This window comes from Vibrio kyushuensis (genome assembly GCF_050337325.1).
GTDB lineage: Bacteria > Pseudomonadota > Gammaproteobacteria > Enterobacterales > Vibrionaceae > Vibrio > Vibrio kyushuensis.
On the sequence record NZ_JAKJSV010000006.1, the window covers coordinates 158,640 to 178,064 of the forward strand.

A 19,425-nucleotide genomic window follows, 5' to 3' on the forward strand; every position below is an offset into this window, starting at 1 on the left:
GTCGTCGTTAAATATCAGTGGCCATTAAATAGGATAGTTAAACAGTAATGTTAAGAGCGTTGTACCCTTTTATCATCCTCATTTGCTTTATTCCGACTATTCCTGGAATAGTCGGACTTGCGGCTTCATCGCTTAGCTATATTCCGCCTATCAATTTAAACACCCCCTCTTTTGAAGGGTTTAAAATGGTATTTAATTGGAAAGGCGTATGGCATTCAATAGGCTTATCGGTCTTTTCGGCGTTGGTCAGCAGTTATCTAGCCGCGTTGCTTACCTTTGCGATTCTACTATCGTGCTGGGGCGGTAGAGTGTGGGGTAAAATTGAAACGGCATTGTCTCCCCTGCTTGCTCTTCCTCACGTTGCGTTTGCAATCGGGTTCGCATTTCTTTTTGCTCCAACAGGACTAATATCTAGGTTTTTTTACAATACAACTGGCTACGATGTTAATGAACAAGGAGTCAGCAGCTTACCTCTATTGATTAACGATCCATATGCCGTTGGCCTAATCGTAATGCTTGCTTTAAAAGAGGTGCCGTTTCTTCTTTTGATGAGCATGTCGATATTAAACCAACTCAATATTTCCCAGCTTAAAAAGGTCGCTTCATCATTAGGCTACAGCCGATACCAAATGTGGTGGAAATGCATTTTTCCGATATGGATACAAAAGATGCGTTTCCCTCTTCTTGCCGTCATTGCATATAGCCTGTCAGTTGTTGACATAGCCCTTATAATTGGCCCCACGAATCCACCCACATTCGCTGTTTTAGTTTGGCAGTGGTTTAGTGACCCTGACCTTTCTCTGTTACCACGGGCTGCCGCTGGTGCGATGATTCTATTTCTACTCGCCACACTACTAATGATTACGGCTCGCGGTATCGAGTGGTTAGTTACTCAGGGATTCAGAGCTTGGCAGTTCTCCGGACGCTATGGAAAAGCGATTGGCGGGAAAGCAATCCTAATTGTTGTGTTCACTACATCAATCTTAATTTTTCCACTAATGCTGATTTGGAGCTATGCTCAGCGCTGGCGATTTCCTGACCTATTTCCAAGCCAGTTGACTACTCGATATTGGAGCTACGAGTGGGCTGCGCTTTTTAACAATATACAGCAGAGCCTGTTACTAGCACTGGCAAGTGCAACAATCGCACTTATTTTAGCCATCATTGCGCACGAATACCGAGTGAAACATCGTTGGGCACTGTCTGATTACTTAATTGCAATACCAATGCTAGTACCTCAACTTTCTATTTTGTTTGGTATTCAAATAGCGACGCTATATATCAATCAAAGCAGTTACTACCTTTGGACGCTCTGGGCTCACGTCTTTTTTGCATTCCCATTTGTTTATCTCTCTCTTGATGGCCCTTGGAGAAGCTATAATACTAACTTGACGAAATCAGCACTCAGTTTAGGTAAGCATCCCGTTTTGGTTTGGTGGAAAATTAAATTGCCAATACTATTTCTAAGTATCATTTTTGCTTGGGCGATTGGAGCCAGCGTTAGTCTTGCTCAATACTTGCCAACACTCATGCTCGGTGGTGGGCGTATTTCAACAATAACGACTGAAGCAGTTGCGCTATCAAGTGGCTTTGATCGACGCGTTACGGCAATTTACGCACTATGGCAGGCAATATTACCGCTACTATTTTTCTCTTTTGCTATAGGATTAAGCAAGTTGAGCCTTCGTTCTCGTCAACTTTCAATTAAAGGTCTATTACCTTATGAGCCTGTTTCTCAAAAACCTTTCCGTCTCTAAAAAAAATGGCGGGCCACTCTTTTCATCACTTACAACAACAATTGAAAACAGTGAAATTCTAACTCTTATGGGGCCAAGCGGCTGTGGTAAGTCCACACTGCTTGATCTCCTTGCCGGTCACCTTAGCGATGAGTTTGACTATAACGGTACATTTTCTCTAAATAATATCGATATATCTACATTAGAGGCTCACAAGCGCCAAGTGGGTATTCTATTTCAAGATGACTTACTTTTTCCTCACCTTTGTATTTGGGAGAATTTGGCTTTTGCATTACCGAATAACATTAAAGGTGAAGACCGAAAATCAGAGGCTATTACCGCACTTAAAGCTATATCACTGGTACACCTCGCAGACTCTTTTCCACAGCAGATTTCGGGCGGTCAACGCGCTCGGATCAGTCTGATTCGTATGCTACTGGCAAAACCCAAGCTCGCACTGCTAGATGAGCCTTTTAGCAAGCTTGATAAAGAACTACGAAGCCAATTTCGCGATTGGGTGGTTTCTGAGTTAAAAGCGGCCAATATTCCAACTTTGATGGTGACGCATGACAAAGAAGATGTACCAGCAAACAGCAAAATTCTAAATTGGCCCTGGAGTACAAATCATGCTTGATAGCTTTAGCATTAAAATAGTTCGATGGCCGCTAGCTAAAACCGCAGAGGTACTCAATAGGTTTGGTATTACTGCGAATCAAGTGACTCTGTTTGGTTTCGCTGTAGGATGTGTAGCCTTACCAGCACTCGTATTTGAACAGTATCTATTGGCTCTATTTCTAATATTAGTCAACCGAACCTGTGATGGATTAGACGGCGCTCTTGCTAGAATACAGGGTATAACTGATGCAGGTGGGTTTCTTGATATTAGCCTCGACTTTATTTTCTATTCTCTAATTCCGTTTGGTTTTGTTCTCGCTAACCCGGACCAAAACGCCATTGCGGGGGCCTTTCTAATCTTTACTTTTATAGGTACGGGAACAAGCTTCTTAGCTTTTGCTGTTATGGCGGGAAAGCAAGGCATAGAGAACCCTGTTTATAAGCACAAATCTTTGTATTACATGAGTGGTTTAACCGAGGGCACTGAAACTATTGGCTGCTTTGTGTTGTTCTGCTTACTCCCTACGTACTTTCCAGTCATTGCCTATATTTTTGCTGCGGCATGCTGGTTTACGACCATTACTCGTATTTATTCAGGGTTTATCACGCTACAAAACATAAATAAAAAAGTAGAGCATTAATGCTCTACTTTCTCTTTTCAAATAGTGAATAGCGGCAGCCGTTAGCTAAATACAAGTGCCTTTAAACTGGCTTCAGTATCGGTATCGATAAACTCTGGAGGGTTATCCAAGCGATATTTGAAGTTAAGTGAAGGTGCTTCTTCTTTCATGCTTTCAATTAAAAACTCACTATGAACAACAGGTGAGTTGACGCATGCCAATACTTCACCGCCTTCCGCTAGAAGGTCTGGTAGTCGACGTAGAATCTTTTTGTAGTCTTTCGTTAGTGCAAAACTGCCTTTTTGAAATGATGGCGGATCAATAATGATTAGGTCATATTGCCCCATCTTTTTAATCTTGCCCCACGACTTAAAGATGTCGTGTCCTAAGTAATTCACTTTACGCGAGTCATGGTCATTTAATTTATGGTTTTCTCTGCCTTTGCTTAGTGAAGACTTGGCCATATCGACATTTGCTACTTTGACCGCACCGCCTTCAACAGCAGCAACGGAAAATCCGCACGTATAAGCAAATAAATTGAGTACGTTTTTGTTTTCTGAGCGCGCTTTCACCCACTCTCTACCCAGACGCATATCTAAAAACAGACCAAAGTTTTGGTTCCGTCCAATATCAAGTTGGTACTTCAACCCGTTCTCTGAAACCACAGGTCGCGAATCTAACTCTCCGACTAGCACCTCAGACGGTGCCCCATCCGCGTAGCGATGCTGGAGCACAATGCAGCTGCCCTGCTTTTCTAGCCAACAGTTAAGCTCTGTCAGTTTAATTAGGCCATCTTTTAACGTCGCAAGAAACGTTTCATCAACCTCTTTGAATAGGTTAACGATCAACTGCCCTTGCAACCAATCACAGGTTAACTGCTCAAGACCCGGCCAGTAGTGCCCCCGTCCATGAAAAAGGCGGCGTAACTCATTAGGTACTTGGGACAATTCCGACTCAACATGGTCAAAAAACTTCGGTAACTGAGATGATTGCATTGCTTCTAATTCTCTTTGATCTGATTAATTTTGGGATCGGTTTAATCTTGGTGTATATTTAGTTTTGGCCACGAGAGTGAGCTAGGTTGAAGCCAAGCCTGAATACCGTCACTGACTTGCTGCTCCTGCCATTTAGTACCTAACAGCGTCGATTGGCGAGGGTCACAAATAAATTGATGATCAATACCGTTATAGTTAAAACTCAATGCAAACGCATGAAGGTAGCCACGATCAGATACACTACTTGGTGAGTATATTGGATCACCGACAATGCTTGAACCAACAGATTTAAGTGCCACTCTTATTTGATGCGTTTTACCAGTGTATGGCTTGCATAGAAACAGACGTTCACCAGGCATGGCTGGTAACGATATAAACTGTGTAATAGCGGGGTTATCTAGAGTTTTCACCAACTTCCAGCTTGAACGACGAGAGCGTTCCATGTCCCCCTTTACCAAGCCTTGTTTCTTCTTTGGTTTTTTACAACCAATGGCTAGGTAATGTTTTTCAACATTACGATTGGCGAATGCCTGCGATAATGCGCTTGCGGCTTCTCGATTACGAGCAAGTAAGAGTATACCTGATGTCATTTTGTCCAAACGGTGCACAAGATAGAGCTGTCGATCACCACTAACTTTTGCCACTTCTTGAAGCAGCATCGTATCTCCATCATCTTTATGAACAGATACATTAGGGTGTTTGTTAATGACGAGAAAGTCACTGTCGGTATGAAGAATATCGAACATTATTGGGCTCCGGTATAGAGCGAAGGAGTATACCGATTCTTAATAGATATTCCACTCCCCTACCCCTTTCACACCATCAAACTAATATCGACGTAGCTTAGGTAGGAGAATCTATCTTATGATAATTTAAATTTGCTTATTAATTGCTCAAGCTCTGAAACTCGCGCGTTTAGACCAGTGGTGCTTTGTGAGCTTTGATTTGCTAGTGTTAGTGATTGTTCTGAAATATCACTAATCGCCGTGATATCAGCAGCAATCTCTCTTGTCACCGCAGTCTGCTCCTCGGCTGCTGTCGCTATTGCGTTAACCATGTTCTGAACATTCGCAGCTCCTGATACAATTTCCTCTAATGCAGTCACAGCCCCTACGCTCTGCTTCACACCTATTTCGACAAGTTGGCAGTTATCCTCGGTGAAGGTGACCGCTTCCTTGGTACCCGATTGAATTGACTGAATAATTCCTGAGACCTCTTGAGTCGCATTTGTGGTTCTTTCAGCCAGTGCCCTCACCTCATCTGCAACCACGGCAAAGCCACGGCCAAACTCTCCCGCGCGTGCAGCCTCTATCGCCGCATTTAAAGCCAGTAGATTCGTTTGCTCGGCTATATCTTCGATAACCTTAATAACACTGCCGATCTGCTCACCATGCGAGCCTAGAGTGTTCATCTGTGTCGACATGTCGCTCATTTGGTTAGACACTTGTTGGATGCTTTCTACCATCTCAATAATAACGTTACGCCCCTCTTCTGCCGACTTCTCAGAACGCTGTGCTTCTTCAAAAGTAGAATTCCCTTGCTGCGCAACTTCTGAGATGGTTAGGCTTAACTCCTCAGCGGCGGTCGCAATTAGCGCAGCTTTATCTGCTTGAGATGAAGCGCCTGAAACAATATCGTTACTTATCTGAAAGAGTTCAGATGTCACGCCTTTTACCTCAGAACTCACGTTGGAGATTGAACCTAATAGGCTCACTAAGGAGCTTTGCATCTTATTAACAGATTTCGCTAAGTTACCCAGTTCATCACTGGATGGGTCTTCGATTTCCACGGCAGTTAAATCCCCATTAGCCACTCGAACGGCAACTTCATCTAAGCGGGTTAAACGCGTCGTAATAGAGTGTGATAGGAAATAAGCAACCGCAGACGAGGACAAGATTGCAATAATGGTGAGGATTAAAATCGTACTGTTAATAGTATTAAAAGAGTCATTGAGTGCCAATAACGCCCGCTGTGCTTCTGCACTCTCTGATAGGGACGCGTCATCAAGCAAACTTTCTAGCATAACAAGGTGCTTGTCGTAGAGTTGATCAAGCTCTCTAAACAGTACGTCAGAGTCTTGCGAAGGATTAACTTGAGGTAGTACGTTTCTCTCAAACTCACTGGTATAAAGGTTAAACAGTGCCTCTATTTTTTTTAGTCGCTCGTAGTCGACTGCACTGCTTTTCTCCAACGCGACGATCTTCGTATATGCGTCTCTAAATTGGGCTTTATTAGATTCATAATCACTTCTAGCTCCGGGCGTATTAGCAACAATCTTAAGTGAATCACGATACACATCACCCGCTTCGTCGATCAACACTAAATAAAGCTCAACACCTGGAACGTCGTCTACACGTATTTCTGTCGCGACGTCGTGTGACTGTTCAACTTCCCACCAAATAACCGCCATCGCGATCATGACAACGGCTAGAATACTTGCGAATCCACCATATAACTTGTTTCTTACCGACATACGACTCCCCCTTTCCTATGTGCAAATCGACACAGTAAATAGCAGTAAAAGGAGCAGTCATTGCTTCCTGATGCTGCTTTATTGGCTCATAGCTAGGTAAGTATGGGAGATATTTAAGAAAGTGAGAAAATAAAAAAGGCGAGAAACTATTCCGTTTCTCGCCTTTTTAAGTAGCTGCGTTAGTTAAATGTAACTAACCAACTGATTCTATTAGAGCTTCTTAGAGATGATACCGGCAACAGCTATCACACCTAGACCAACCAACATGATTTCGCCTTTTCCAGATTCAAATCCAGAGTAAACACCTGCAATCGCAACGATTGCTACAGCGAAAGGAATCACGTATTTAACTAGGTTGTACCAAAGACCAAACAGTGGGAACTTGATGTCACCATCGTTCGTGATCTCTTTCTCAAGCTCTTCACGGTTAAGTCTCCAACCAGCGAAGATACACACAAGCATACCGCCAACCGCTAGGAAGATTTTATCTGTTAGTAGGTCGAATACATCAAATGCGCCTGTACCAAACAGTTGTGGGCCTAGGCCACCCAGAGAGATAGAAGAGAATACACATAGTACACCCATCACTGTTGCAGCAAGACCTACAGCAGTAGAACGCTTCAAGCCTTTCTCATCGATTAGGTACGATACAACAACTTCAAGTAGAGATACTGAAGACGTTAGAGCCGCAACACTTAGACCAACGAAGAACATAAGAGCGAACATTAAGCCAATTGCGCCCATTTCAGCGAATAGCTGAGGAACAACAACGAAGACTAGACCAGGGCCAGCAGCAGGAGCCATGCCAAATGCGAACATTGCAGGGAACATTGCTAGGCCAGCAAGGATAGCAACGCTGGTATCCATTGCTGTTACCATTGCAGTCGTTTGAACTAGGTTCTCTTTCTTCTTCAGGTAGCTACCGTATGTGATCATACAACCCATACCTAAGCTTAGTGAGAAGAACGCTTGACCTAGTGCTGCTAGAACAACACCACTATCCACTTGAGAGAAGTCAGGTTTAAATAGGAATTCTAGACCTGCGCTTGCACCCGGAAGCATCATACCTTTGATAGATACAATGATAAGGATAATGAACAGCATAGGCATTAGAACTTTACCTGCTTTCTCGATACCACCAGAAATACCACGAGCAACGATTGCGATATTCAATAGTAGGTAAAGACCCATCCACATTAGTGGTTCAATTGGGTTAGAGATAAAGCTACCAAAGCTATCACCGATAGCTTCTGGTGCACTCAATAGGCCAGTAGCCAGTTTGTAGATATAAGCAATTGCCCAACCACCTACAACCGGATAGAAACCCATGATCAATAGACCACTGAAAACACCAATAACGCCGACGAACGACCAGCGGCGGTCTGTTTTCTTAAACGCACCTACTGCAGAAACGCCTGTCTTACGACCAACAGCGAATTCCGTCAGCATTACACTGAAACCGATAAAAATAACGAACAATAGGTAAATAAGGACGAACGCACCGCCGCCACTTTCACCTGCTGTATACGGGAATTTCCAAATGTTACCTAGACCTACAGCTGAACCAGCTGCGGCCATTACGAATCCTAGTTTCGAACCCCAGGTATCACGGGGTTGTGTGGTTGTACTGCTAGTCGCCACGGTGTATCTCCAAAATTTATGTTGTGTTTGTCTGAATTATATTTGTCTTACTGGCGCCTTAAAAAGTTAAAGTGTAAATACAGACTGTACAGCCCTGTTTACACCCAATAAAGGTTTAGTGACGCTCGTATATGGTAAGTAAACCAGTTTGAGCGTAAAATTGGAACCCCACATAGTATAAATTATGGCCCACCGCTTAATTTTACGTCTTATCTGTTGCAAATATATACAATTCGTTACATTCACATCTGCCGATTACGATTTTTTAACAATTTTGTACTGTCGATGATTTCATATAAGTTCAAATAGCCATTCCTATCTTGACTGATTCCCATTACTATCCTTATCAATCATTCAACAACTTAAGTGTGTATGGATCAGTTCTATCATTTCCTTACGTTAGCAAGTATCGGCCTCTATTGGTTCTTGGTTGCCGGTGTTACTTTACGAATCGTATTAAAGAGACGAGCTGTCAGTGTGTCTTTGGCTTGGCTTATGATCATCTACATCGTTCCCGTTGTTGGCGTCGGTTGTTACTTTTTATTTGGTGAGCTCAATTTAGGCCGAAAACGTGGTGAACGAGCAAAAGAGGCGTTTAGCCCATTTCAGCAATGGTTTAGTCAACTTAACCATTGCCAGGCGCACCTTCCAGAATCGCTTGGTGGGCACATATCTAAAATAGATGATCTTTGTAATAATCGAATGAGCATCCCCGCACTCAGCGGCAATACACTTTCGCTACAAAACTCTCCTGATGAAATTCTTCACTCTATTATTCAAGACATCGAAAAAGCACAACATAGTATTAGTATGGTGTTCTATATTTGGCACCCTGGTGGATTAGCTGATTCAGTAGCGAGTGCACTGATCAAAGCGTCAAAAAGAGGCGTTAAAATTAAGCTATTACTCGACTCAGCAGGCAGCCCAAGATTCTTCCGAAGCCCTTGGTATCGAATGATGAAGCAGTCTGGCATTCACGTTATTCAAGCGTTAGAAGTGAGTCCTTGGCGTATTTTCTTGCGTCGCCTTGATTTACGCCAGCATAGAAAAATAATCGTCATTGATGACATGGTCGCGTACACAGGTTCAATGAACATGGTTGATCCCGCATACTTCAAACAAAGAGCAGACGTAGGCCAATGGATCGATATCATGGTGAGAATTACTGGTCCTACGGTTAATGTACTATCAGCCATTCATAGTTGGGATTGGGAAGTTGAAACAGGAAAGCGGGAACTACCAAAGCTGCCAGAATGTCACATCGAACCATCGCAACAACAGCACCCTATTCAGGTAGTGCCATCTGGCCCAGGCATGCCAGAGAACCTGATTCTACAAGTGCTTGCATTGGCTATGCACCAAGCCAATGAATCCGTAAAAATAACCACACCCTACTTCGTTCCGAGTACCGACTTACTAGAAACGATTAAACTGACCGCCCAACGAGGTGTTAACGTTGATATCATCATTCCTCACAAGAATGACTCACTGATGGTCAAATGGGCCTCAAGAGCATTTTATGGTGACCTTCTTGAAGCAGGCGTCAATATCCACGAATTTCACGGTGGGTTACTGCATACAAAGTCAGTCGTTATTGATGACCACTTCTGTCTTGTTGGTACGGTTAATATGGATATGCGCAGTTTATGGCTTAACTTTGAAGTGACCTTAGCAATTGAAGATCAAGAATTTACAAAAGAAATGCTATGGCTTCAGCAGCAATACATAGAACAATCTTATCCTGTCGATGCAAAACAATGGAAGGTACGCCCTCTTCGACATCGATTTTTAGAACGGGCCTTTTTCTTATTCAATCCACTTTTGTAACTATAAATCATTTAGAAACTCAAAATAAACGGCTATGAGGGGTTGAAACAAAGCCCAACTCCATGCTTTAAATAGACATAGATCAAATTAGCAGACAAGGAAATGGAATGTCGGAAGGCAAAAAAACTCGGCTCATCACCGCTGGGCGCGATAAAAAATGGACTAATGGTGTTGTAAACCCTCCAGTTCAAAGAGCATCAACAATCGTTTTTGATACCGTTGCTGAGAAAAATGCAGCCATGTTAAAACGCGCAGATAAGACATTGTTCTATGGACGCCGAGGCACCAATACACACTTTGCTTTCCAAGACGCCATGGTGGAACTTGAAGGTGGTGCTGGGTGTGCTCTTTATCCTTGTGGTACTGCCGCCATATCAAACGCCATTCTCTCTTTCGTTGAAACCGGCGATCACATCTTGATGGTTGATACGTGTTACGAACCTACTCGTGATTTCTGTGATTCCATCATGAAAAAGATGGGCGTTGAGACAACCTATTATGAGCCGATGATCGGAGAAGGTATTCGCGATCTTATTAAGCCTAATACTAAAATTTTGTTCACCGAGTCTCCCGGCTCTGTAACGATGGAAGTTCAAGACATTCCGACTCTATCTCGTATCGCTCACGAACAAGATATCATAGTTATGCTCGATAATACTTGGGCTGCAGGTGTGAACTTTTCCCCGTTTGATTTTGGCGTTGATATTTCAATTCAAGCAGCGACCAAATACATTGTTGGTCACTCAGATGTCATGCTCGGTACCGCTGTAGCAATTGAAAAATACTGGCCTCAACTGAGAGAGCAAAGCTATTTGATGGGCCAATGTGTTTCTCCTGATGATGCATATCTAGGGTTACGTGGTATTCGTACGTTAGATGTACGTCTACGTCAGCATGCCGAGAACAGCTTGGCTATTGCGAAATGGCTACAAGAACGTCCTGAGGTTGATCATGTTCGCCACCCTGCTTTAGAGACATGTCCTGGCCATGAATTCTTTGAGCGTGACTTCACTGGTGGAAATGGGTTGTTTTCTTTCGTTCTAAACGAATCTCACCCAAAAGCTACCACAGAGCTACTTGATGGAATGAAGCATTTCAGCATGGGGTATTCTTGGGGTGGATTTGAAAGTTTGATTTTGGCTAATGAACCAAGAAGCTTTAACAGTTTAAGAACCATCGCCAACCCTAACTTCACAGGTACTCTGATCCGTGTTCACATAGGACTTGAAGACGTTAATGATTTAATTGCTGATTTAGAGTTGGGTTTAGAGCGTTATAATGAAGCGGTCAAAGCAAACGCTAAATAGCTAAGTGCCAAATAAGTTAGTGTCAAATAAGTTAGTGCCGTTATTCAAAGGCTAATTAAAAAGAGTGCCGTCATTTTCTGCACTCTTTTCGCATGACCATACTGAAACCACTAGCAAGGAATTTACGCTGAATTTCTCTGACCCTGTCGATTATATGCTCGAGTATTTTTGTACGTATTAGGATCAAAGCCTGGGTAAGCTGCACTTCTCATTACCGTTGCTATCGTATTATAAATTTTAATCCAAGCATTCCGCGTTTTATCGTCAAACTGATTACCAAGTCCAGTCTTTAATGCGAAAAGTAATGCATTTCCTACTGGGGTGTAATCATCAACCTTCACTCCATAACTTACATGTTTAGTCGCTAAACCCTGTAGTACTGGTATGAGCGAATCAAGATTATCTAGCCCTTTAACGGCAACACCAAGCGTAGTCATCAACTTTTTACCCTGCGTTTTCATATCGCCTTTAAACAATACTTTTAGACTGGGATCATACTCAAAAAGCTTTGCATAAAATATCTCCGCGGCTTGGTCTGCAATGGGAGCTACTTTGGCAAAGCTATCTTGGATTAATTTTTTTTCGATAGCAGTTATCGGCATATTTATTCCTAGCAACGTGATCTTCTTTTAATTAATAGTAGAAGCTACATTGTTACTCGCCAATTTTATTTATCTAAATTATATTTAGGACAATCAATAAGATGATCATTGACCATTCCCGTCGCCTGCATGAACGCATAGCAGATCGTTTCGCCAACAAACTTAAAACCACGCTTCTTTAAAAACTTACTCATCTCTTTTGATGTTTCAGTTGAAGCCGGAACTTGATCCATTGAAGACCATTGATTGGTCAGTGATTTTCCGTCAACAAATTGCCAAAGAGCTTTAGACAAAGAACTGTATTCATTTTGTAATTCAATGGCGGCTCTAGCATTGTTGTAAACTGATGCGATTTTTCCTTTATGCCTAACGATATCGAAGTTTTCGATGATCGATGCAACGTTGGAATCATCAAGCTTCGCAAGCATGTCTAAATCATAATTGAGAAACGCAGCACGATAGCCTTCTCTCTTTTTTAAGATTGTTATCCAGCTGAGCCCTGCTTGTGCCCCTTCCAGCGTAATAAACTCGAATAACACTCTGTCATCATAAACAGCCCTACCCCATTCATTATCGTGATATTCACGTTCTAGGGGGGTATTTATTGCCCATGCGCATGTTGTTTCCTTCATTGCTGTTACTCCTTTAAGAAACGTTCCTTATTAAAACGCCCCTGAATCATCAGAGGCGCTTTTCATAATACTATTCTAGTGCTGACTCAAAAATAAGTTGAAGCGCTAGTGATCTATTGCTGAGGGATTTTTAGCCCATGGAAGATTCGATATAGAACCGGAACAACGATAAGTGTTAAAACGGTCGCGAAACCAAGCCCGAACATAATCGTTACAGCCATAGGTTTAAAGAAGATATCAGGCAACAGTGGAATCATACCAAGTATCGTCGTAATCGCCGCCATACACACCGGACGAACACGACTTAATGCAGCATCGACTACCGCAATATAAGGCTCTTTACCCGACTGCATTTCAATTTCAATCTGATCGAGCAATACAATACCATTTTTCAACAACATACCAGACAAGCTCAAAAAGCCTAACAGCGCCATAAAGCCAAATGGTGTATTAAGTGCTAATAACCCCGTTGTCACCCCTATTATCGCCAAAGGAACAGTCAACCAAACGATTAACGGCTCTTTAACCGAATTAAATAGGAAAACAGTAATTAAGAACATGAACAGATAGCCAAGTGGCATGGTTGTGAATAGTGAAGCTTGAGCATCACGAGATGACTCATACTCGCCGCCCCATTCAAGAGAATAGCCCGGTGGCATTTCGATCGCTTCAATTTGTGGCATTAGACGCTTTTGTAATGTCGAAGCCGTCTCTTCACCTAGCAAATCAGGATCCGCCATTACCGTTAAAACACGTTTACGGTTCTTACGGACAATAATTGGGTCTTCCCACTGCAACTCGTAACCTAGCGTAACTTGTTGAAGCGGGATATATTCGCTCAGTACTGGGCTCCACATCTTCATGCCTTCAATATTACGAATATCGACTCGTTCATCTTCAGGTAACCGAGCGACGATAGGCATTAGCGTTGTGCCGTCTCGATAGACACCGACCGATTTCCCAGAGAATGACATTGATAGGAAGTCATCAACATCCGACTTCGTGATACCGTAACGCCTTGCTTGGCTTTCGTTAAACTGCGGCTCTAAAACTTTGGTTCGTTCACGCCAATCATGACGTACGTTCGTGGTATTAGGATCCGCATGCATGATATCGACTACCTGAGCTGCAAGACCTCTCAATATCGTTGGATCGGAGCCAACTACTCGCGCTTCAATTTTTGCACCACCACCCGGCCCCAATTCAATCTGTTTAAGCTTGTAGTTAATTTCTGGAAAATTATCTTCAACATGTTGACGGAACTTCGCCATCAGATCGTGCAGTGCAGCGTAGTCATCGACACGCGTTGTTATCTCGCCATAACCTGCATAGCTTTTCTCCGGCGCGTAGGTCAACATAAAACGCTGTAAACCTTTACCCGCAGTCGTAGTGACATGCTCAACATTGTCTTGCTCTGCGATCCAGCTCTCTAATACCTTGAGTTTGGTATTCGTCGCTCTGATATCGGTCCCTTCCGGCATCCAGATATCTGCTTGGAACATCGGCGTAATAGATGAAGGGAAGAATGACTGTTTAACCATTGTAAAGCCATAAAGGCCCGCTCCTAAACTTACGACAAGAACAGCGACCGTTAACCAAGCGCGGTTCATGCAAAACTCTAAAAAGTTTTTATAGATAACAAACACCGCCCCTTTGTACGGGTCGTTATCTTCACCACCTTCTGGCATTTTTTGTCCCTTAAAGAACATATCAGCAAAGAATGGAGTTAGAGAAATAGCCGTAAACCAGCTCAACATTAGTGAGATCAAAAGTACCGTAAATAATGTACCACAATACTCACCTGTTGCATCTTCAGACAGACCAATAGGGGCGAAGGCTGTGACAGCGATGACTGTTGCACCAAGCAAAGGCCATTTGGTCTGTGTAACAATATCTGTCGCCGCTTGGGTTCGGGTCCGGCCTTTTTGGGTCCCTATCAATATTCCCTCTACAACGACAATGGCATTATCCACCAACATCCCTAGGGCTATAACGAGTGCACCAAGTGATATACGCTGTAAATCAATTTTGAAATACTGCATGAAGATGAAAGTACCAAATACTGTCAGCAACAGTATAAGGCCGATGAGGAGACCAGAACGTAAGCCCATAAAGAAAAGAAGGACGATGATAACGATCGCCACAGCTTGTCCTAAGCTTACAACAAAGCCACTAACCGACTTATCGACCTCTTTGGGTTGACTATAAATTTCCGAGATATCAATGCCAACCGGTTGTTGAAACTTCAATTCAGCTAAGCGTCTATCAAACCGTTTTCCAACTTCAACGACATTGACGCCGCTTGCAAACGAAACCCCGACATTCAACGCCACCTCACCATTGAAGTTGATGATGTTGCTTGGTACTTCTTGATAGCCACGACTGATTTCCGCTACATCACGTAAATAGATCAGGCCAGAAGCGCCACTTTCATTGATGATTAAATCACCCAACTGGTCTACATTTTTGAACTCGCCTGTAGGGTGGATGCGAATGTATTCATCGCCAATTCGGACTGCACCTGCATCGGACACAAGGTTTTGAGTAGAGAGTAAATTAAAGACTGTGGTTGGCGCTAATCCAAGACTACTCAATCGCTTCATTGAGATCTCAATAAACACCTGCTCTTGCTGCTGGCCCGATACCGATATTTTGCTGACACCGTCAATAAGCTCAAGCTCTCGCCTTAAGTAATCAACGTAATCCAGTAACTCTTTGTAGCCATATCCTTCGCCTGTAACTGCAAGCAGGATTCCGTAAACATCACCAAAGTCATCAATGACCTGAGGAGAGCTTACCCCGGGGGAAAGAGAGCCTTTGGTATCATTCACTTTACGGCGCAATTCATCCCATATTTGAGGTAGATCATCAGGACCATAGTTGTTCTTCATGGTGACCGAGATTTGAGACAACCCTCGACTGGATATGGAGTTAACCTCATCAACATAGGTAAGCTGCTGAATCGCTTTTTCAAGGGGATAAGTAACTTCTTCTTCCACTTGCTGCGGTGTCGCTCCAGGGTATTGAGTCACGACCATGGCATCTTTAATTGTAAATGCAGGGTCTTCTAGCCGGCCTAGATTAAAAAATGCTGATACGCCACCAATCAGAAATATCAAAGCGATCATCCAACTGATCACGCGGTTCTTTATAAAATAGACAGCGATGCCTTTCTCTTCATCACTTTCTTGTGGCAGAGCCTTATTAGAATCATTCATGAATGGCTACCTCTGAAATCACTTCCACTTTCATTCCTTCTCTTAACCTTGAAAGTCCAGCAATAACCACTTTGTTACTGCTATCAATTCCATCGATCACTTTAAATGAGTCCGACGTTGCCTTGCCCAAAACAACTTTTTGTTTTGATACGGTGCTGTCTTGATTAAGTATCCAAACATACTTATTCGTGCGGTCTAGGCCGTCGCCCTCACCATTAAACACCGCTTCAATTGGGACGGTTGCTCCTACGGACATCCCTCGTCCAATGGTTGACCCACTCGCGGTTACTTCAACCGCCATACCATCTAAAATGTACTCGGTTTCAGGCATAGGCAGTGAAAGCGTAACGGTGAATGTTCCGGTTGATGGATCGGGCTCTGTCGTAAACTCTTTAACCGTTGCAGGGTATTCATTACCACTTGGAACACGAACAATCGTTTGAATAGCATCAATAATGTCTCTTGTAGGCTGATTAACGTACAAGCGGTCAGGCAGTTGAATCAGTATTTCAACACTTTCTACGCTGTGTATATTAACGATCTGTTGCCCTACTTGGATGTTCTCAAATTGATCAATACTGACTCTAGAGATAATGCCATCGACGGGTGCGCGTAGCTTTGTAAATGATAAACGTAACTTCGCCAGTTCAAGTTCCGCTAACGCTATCCAACGCTGTGCGGCTATTTCATCAAACTGAGATTTCGCCAAAAGCCCTTTTTTAACAAGCGGCTTAGAACGTCTATGCTGACTATCAACCACAGAGAAACGGGCTGAAGCGTTATCAACGTCTAATTGATAGTCCGTTGGATCAATTTGTGCGATAAGCTGACCTTTAGTCACCTTGTCGCCTTCTCGTACATGAAGGTGACTGACTTCGCCCGCGACGCGAAAGCTTAAATGAGAACGCTCCGCTGCATTGGCTACCGCCGGAAAATATAGACTGTCACGAACTTGGCTAACTGACAGGTCTGCAACTTTCACTCTTGCAAGCTGACTCACTTTTTCAATGGGCGCTTGCCCACATGCGGTCAATATCGTTGTTAGCGCTAAGAGACAATAACGTAATGATTGTTTCATATTAAAGCCCTCTCTCCTTCACCCATTCGCGAACTTTTATGCCCGCTTCGATACCGCTGACACCGGATATCACAATCTGATCGCCATCGTTTAAACCAGATAGAACTTCTCTCTTATCGTTAAGCTTTACCCTCGCTTTTTCTGTAATTCCATCAGAATTGACTCGCCAAACGTTGGTATTACCATTCGCTTCGAACAGGGCAGAAGAAGGAATTCTCGTCGCACTCCCTGCATCAACAATCGCACGCACACTTCCAGCCATACCAGGAAGAATGCCAACATCTTCTGGTCGCTCCATCACCATTGTGACTTTATATGAGCCAGTTTTATGGTCAGCTTCAGTATCTATTTCCTGAAATAACAATGGGTAAGCGGCACCAGGGAAGGCATCAAATGTCATTGTCACTGTAGGGTTTAAGTTTTGAGCAAAACGATTTAACAAATGGTCAGGAAGCTGAAAAACAACCTTAAGCAATTGATTAGTCTGAATATTCATAATGCCAACTTTATCGCTTACAAACTCAAAATTTTGCGCAGGCACTAATGAAATCGTGCCCTCGTAAGGTGCGATAAGCTTGGTGTAACGAAGGTTTGCATTGGCTTGAGACATCACAGCAGTGGCGGAATTGTGATTAGCTTTGGCTTGATCAAAATCTTGCTCAGAGACGACTTTATCTTTGTGAAGCTTTTTATAGCGTTCGTATTGAACATCTGCCAACAAAAACTGAGCCTTAGCTTGCTTAGCTAACAGTGAGTACTCATCTGGATTTAATGTTGCTAACTGCTCGCCTTTTGTCACCATTTGACCGGCAGTCACATCAATACTTTGTAGTTGGCCTGGTACTCTGAACGTGAGAACAGCTTTATCGCCAGCTTCTGTCGTCGCAGGGAAGTGGCGCTCAAAATGGCTATTACCGACTGATACAGTAAACAGTTTTGCAGGCCGAGATTCCGGCTCAGGAACGGGGGGAAGATCTTTACCACAACCACTTAAAATTGCGCTAAAGACAACAAGGTGCGCTAATTTTCGCATGCTCTCTATCCATTGGTATCATTTAGTTACAAATGATAGATTAATGCCAAGCTGCATGCCAGTTAATGTTATGTTAATTCATTGAAATTAAATGAATAGAGAGCAGCATTTGATGTTGCTCTCATTATTGATTCAACTGCTTTGGTGATTCAAAGATTTTTAAACTCACGGTTAACCTTGAAAGCCTCAGACGTTACATGTGCTTCCATTTTCCCAAGCTTAGTCGCCATACCATCGAAGTCAGCTTCTAAAGTCTTTAATAATTCACTTGCAGACTTCCCTTGCTGCCAAGGCTTACTTTTCAACTTGTGCTCTTGTTGAGTCTTAATATTTTCACTGTAGTTATCTGGTTGTTTCTCTAGCATCAATGTCATTGCAACATAGGCAAGAATCACCAAAAAACTGCCGCCTAAAAGAGCCGCTGAAATGACTAAGATACGAATTAGCCACACTTCGACTGCAAAGTAGTTAGCAAGTCCTGCACAGACACCCGTTAATTTACTGTTTTGAGTGTCCCTATACAGCTCCTTCTTAGTCATAAGATGATCTCCAATTGGGTGATTCCGCATCTAAAATTCGCTCTAAAGTTACAACGCGAGATTGCAATTTATCCGCTTGCTCTGACAGTTTCTGAATACGTTGATTATCTTCACCTGAAAGCCCAGTGCCCGAGTTTCGTTTGCCTCTGTAATGCAAAACTAGCCACAGAGGAGCGACAAAGACTAAGAAGACCATCAACGGCCCTGCAATTAAAAATGACGACATGTATTTCTCCTATTCTTTGTCTTTAATCTGCTGCTTAAGCTTGGCTAACTCATTTTCAATTTCATCTTGTGCTTGAAGTTCAGCAAACTCTTGATCTAATGACTTAGCGTTACCGCTTTTTGCATACACATCCGCTTCAGCTTCTAACTCATCCACTTTACGTGAGTATTGTTCAAATTTCGCCATCGCTTCATGTGTGCGACTGGTATGAAGATGTTTTTGCACATCACGTCGACTTGTCGCTGTTTGATTACGAATAGCTAACGTCTGCTGCTTCGCACGAGTTTCTAGAATTTTACTTTCTAGCTTGCTTACTTCTCCACCCAATTTTTCAATGGTGTCTTCAACAAGGACACGCTCAGTTTGTAGCCCCTTCATCATATCTTGCAACTTCTGTTTTTCAATCAGTGCCGCTCTTGCAAGATCTTCGCGCTGCTTAGTTATAGCCAGTGTCGCTTTTTGCTGCCAATCTGTAATTTGATCTTCCATTGCTTCGATTTTACGGACCAAATCTTTCTTATCGGCTAATGCTTTCGCTGAATTGGTTCTCACCTCAACCAAAGTATCTTCCATCTCTTGGATTATGAGGCGAATCATTTTTTCAGGATCTTCAGCCTTATCGAGTAGTGAACTAATGTTTGAATTTACAATATCAGCAAAACGAGAAAAAACGCCCATGATAGATCTCCTATTAAAATAATATGTTGCGCTGCATTTTATGTAGAGTGTATTTCAGCACAAAGGCTCTGTGAGTATGTAAATATACAATCAAGTAATGTGCCAAGTTTAGATCGTTAATATTCAATCACTTAGAAAACGCTCACTATCATAACCATCTATGCTATGATGAAATTAACCTATAGTTGGTATTTTTAACCAACCC

At 42.8% G+C, this 19,425-nt stretch carries 17 protein-coding genes; 5 read left to right on the forward strand and 12 right to left on the reverse strand.

Annotated features, from left to right (window positions below; all coding sequences use genetic code 11):
* Positions 1 to 47: 47 nt before the first annotated feature.
* Genes L4D20_RS14325 through L4D20_RS14335 form a run of 3 tightly spaced genes read left to right on the forward strand, consistent with a single transcriptional unit; the run spans position 48 to position 2,992 of the window.
* Positions 48 to 1,757, forward strand: coding sequence for an ABC transporter permease (locus tag L4D20_RS14325; RefSeq protein ID WP_428802284.1), 1,710 nt, complete (start codon positions 48 to 50; stop codon positions 1,755 to 1,757).
* Positions 1,723 to 2,370, forward strand: coding sequence for an ATP-binding cassette domain-containing protein (locus L4D20_RS14330; protein ID WP_428802285.1), 648 nt, complete (start codon positions 1,723 to 1,725; stop codon positions 2,368 to 2,370). Before L4D20_RS14325 ends, L4D20_RS14330 begins: the two co-directional genes overlap by 35 nt.
* Complete coding sequence (locus tag L4D20_RS14335) at positions 2,363 to 2,992, forward strand: CDP-alcohol phosphatidyltransferase family protein (RefSeq protein ID WP_428802286.1); 630 nt, start codon at positions 2,363 to 2,365, stop codon at positions 2,990 to 2,992. The genes L4D20_RS14330 and L4D20_RS14335 overlap by 8 nt, the downstream gene beginning before the upstream one ends.
* Positions 2,993 to 3,033: 41 nt before the next feature.
* Here the strand turns inward: L4D20_RS14335 and L4D20_RS14340 are convergent, their stop codons facing one another.
* The 4 genes from L4D20_RS14340 to L4D20_RS14355 all read right to left on the reverse strand — a co-directional run bounded on the left by L4D20_RS14340 (position 3,034) and on the right by L4D20_RS14355 (position 8,080).
* On the reverse strand, positions 3,034 to 3,966 hold the full coding sequence (locus L4D20_RS14340) for a class I SAM-dependent methyltransferase (protein WP_428802287.1): 933 nt from the start codon (positions 3,964 to 3,966) through the stop codon (positions 3,034 to 3,036).
* Between the two features lie 41 nt (positions 3,967 to 4,007).
* The gene (locus tag L4D20_RS14345; protein WP_428802288.1) at positions 4,008 to 4,712 is read right to left on the reverse strand and encodes a TIGR01621 family pseudouridine synthase; all 705 of its coding nucleotides are present in this window, start codon (positions 4,710 to 4,712) and stop codon (positions 4,008 to 4,010) included.
* 116 nt (positions 4,713 to 4,828) lie between these two features.
* Positions 4,829 to 6,439, reverse strand: coding sequence for a methyl-accepting chemotaxis protein (locus tag L4D20_RS14350; protein WP_428802289.1), 1,611 nt, complete (start codon positions 6,437 to 6,439; stop codon positions 4,829 to 4,831).
* A gap of 210 nt (positions 6,440 to 6,649) precedes the next feature.
* The gene (locus L4D20_RS14355; protein WP_428802290.1) at positions 6,650 to 8,080 is read right to left on the reverse strand and encodes a sodium-dependent transporter; all 1,431 of its coding nucleotides are present in this window, start codon (positions 8,078 to 8,080) and stop codon (positions 6,650 to 6,652) included.
* 372 nt (positions 8,081 to 8,452) lie between these two features.
* On the opposite strand from L4D20_RS14355, the gene cls reads away from it, so the two are divergent.
* Complete coding sequence (gene cls / locus L4D20_RS14360) at positions 8,453 to 9,907, forward strand: cardiolipin synthase (RefSeq protein WP_428802291.1); 1,455 nt, start codon at positions 8,453 to 8,455, stop codon at positions 9,905 to 9,907.
* Positions 9,908 to 10,014: 107 nt separating this feature from the next.
* Positions 10,015 to 11,214 (forward strand): cystathionine beta-lyase, encoded by a 1,200-nt coding sequence (locus L4D20_RS14365; protein ID WP_428802292.1) that lies wholly within the window; start codon positions 10,015 to 10,017, stop codon positions 11,212 to 11,214.
* A 122-nt stretch (positions 11,215 to 11,336) separates the two neighbouring features.
* Here L4D20_RS14365 and L4D20_RS14370 read toward each other — a convergent pair whose 3' ends face one another.
* From L4D20_RS14370 to pspA, 8 genes are all read right to left on the reverse strand, one after another.
* Positions 11,337 to 11,816 carry a globin family protein gene (locus L4D20_RS14370; RefSeq protein ID WP_428802293.1) on the reverse strand — a complete coding sequence of 160 codons (480 nt, stop codon included), beginning with the start codon at positions 11,814 to 11,816 and terminating at the stop codon, positions 11,337 to 11,339.
* A 65-nt stretch (positions 11,817 to 11,881) separates the two neighbouring features.
* Complete coding sequence (locus tag L4D20_RS14375) at positions 11,882 to 12,448, reverse strand: DNA-3-methyladenine glycosylase I (protein ID WP_428802294.1); 567 nt, start codon at positions 12,446 to 12,448, stop codon at positions 11,882 to 11,884.
* Between the two features lie 113 nt (positions 12,449 to 12,561).
* Positions 12,562 to 15,666 carry an efflux RND transporter permease subunit gene (locus tag L4D20_RS14380; protein ID WP_428802295.1) on the reverse strand — a complete coding sequence of 1,035 codons (3,105 nt, stop codon included), beginning with the start codon at positions 15,664 to 15,666 and terminating at the stop codon, positions 12,562 to 12,564.
* Complete coding sequence (locus tag L4D20_RS14385; RefSeq protein WP_428802296.1) at positions 15,659 to 16,744, reverse strand: efflux RND transporter periplasmic adaptor subunit; 1,086 nt, start codon at positions 16,742 to 16,744, stop codon at positions 15,659 to 15,661. The genes L4D20_RS14380 and L4D20_RS14385 overlap by 8 nt, the downstream gene beginning before the upstream one ends.
* Position 16,745: 1 nt before the next feature.
* Entirely contained in the window at positions 16,746 to 17,777 is a 1,032-nt protein-coding gene (locus L4D20_RS14390) for an efflux RND transporter periplasmic adaptor subunit (protein ID WP_428802297.1), read from the reverse strand.
* Positions 17,778 to 17,926: 149 nt separating this feature from the next.
* Positions 17,927 to 18,316, reverse strand: coding sequence for an envelope stress response membrane protein PspC (pspC, locus tag L4D20_RS14395; RefSeq protein ID WP_428802298.1), 390 nt, complete (start codon positions 18,314 to 18,316; stop codon positions 17,927 to 17,929).
* Positions 18,309 to 18,542, reverse strand: a complete 234-nt coding sequence (pspB, locus tag L4D20_RS14400; protein ID WP_428802299.1) for an envelope stress response membrane protein PspB — start codon at positions 18,540 to 18,542, stop codon at positions 18,309 to 18,311. Before pspB ends, pspC begins: the two co-directional genes overlap by 8 nt.
* Positions 18,543 to 18,551: 9 nt before the next feature.
* On the reverse strand, positions 18,552 to 19,220 hold the full coding sequence (pspA, locus tag L4D20_RS14405; protein WP_428802300.1) for a phage shock protein PspA: 669 nt from the start codon (positions 19,218 to 19,220) through the stop codon (positions 18,552 to 18,554).
* Positions 19,221 to 19,425: the final 205 nt, after the last annotated feature.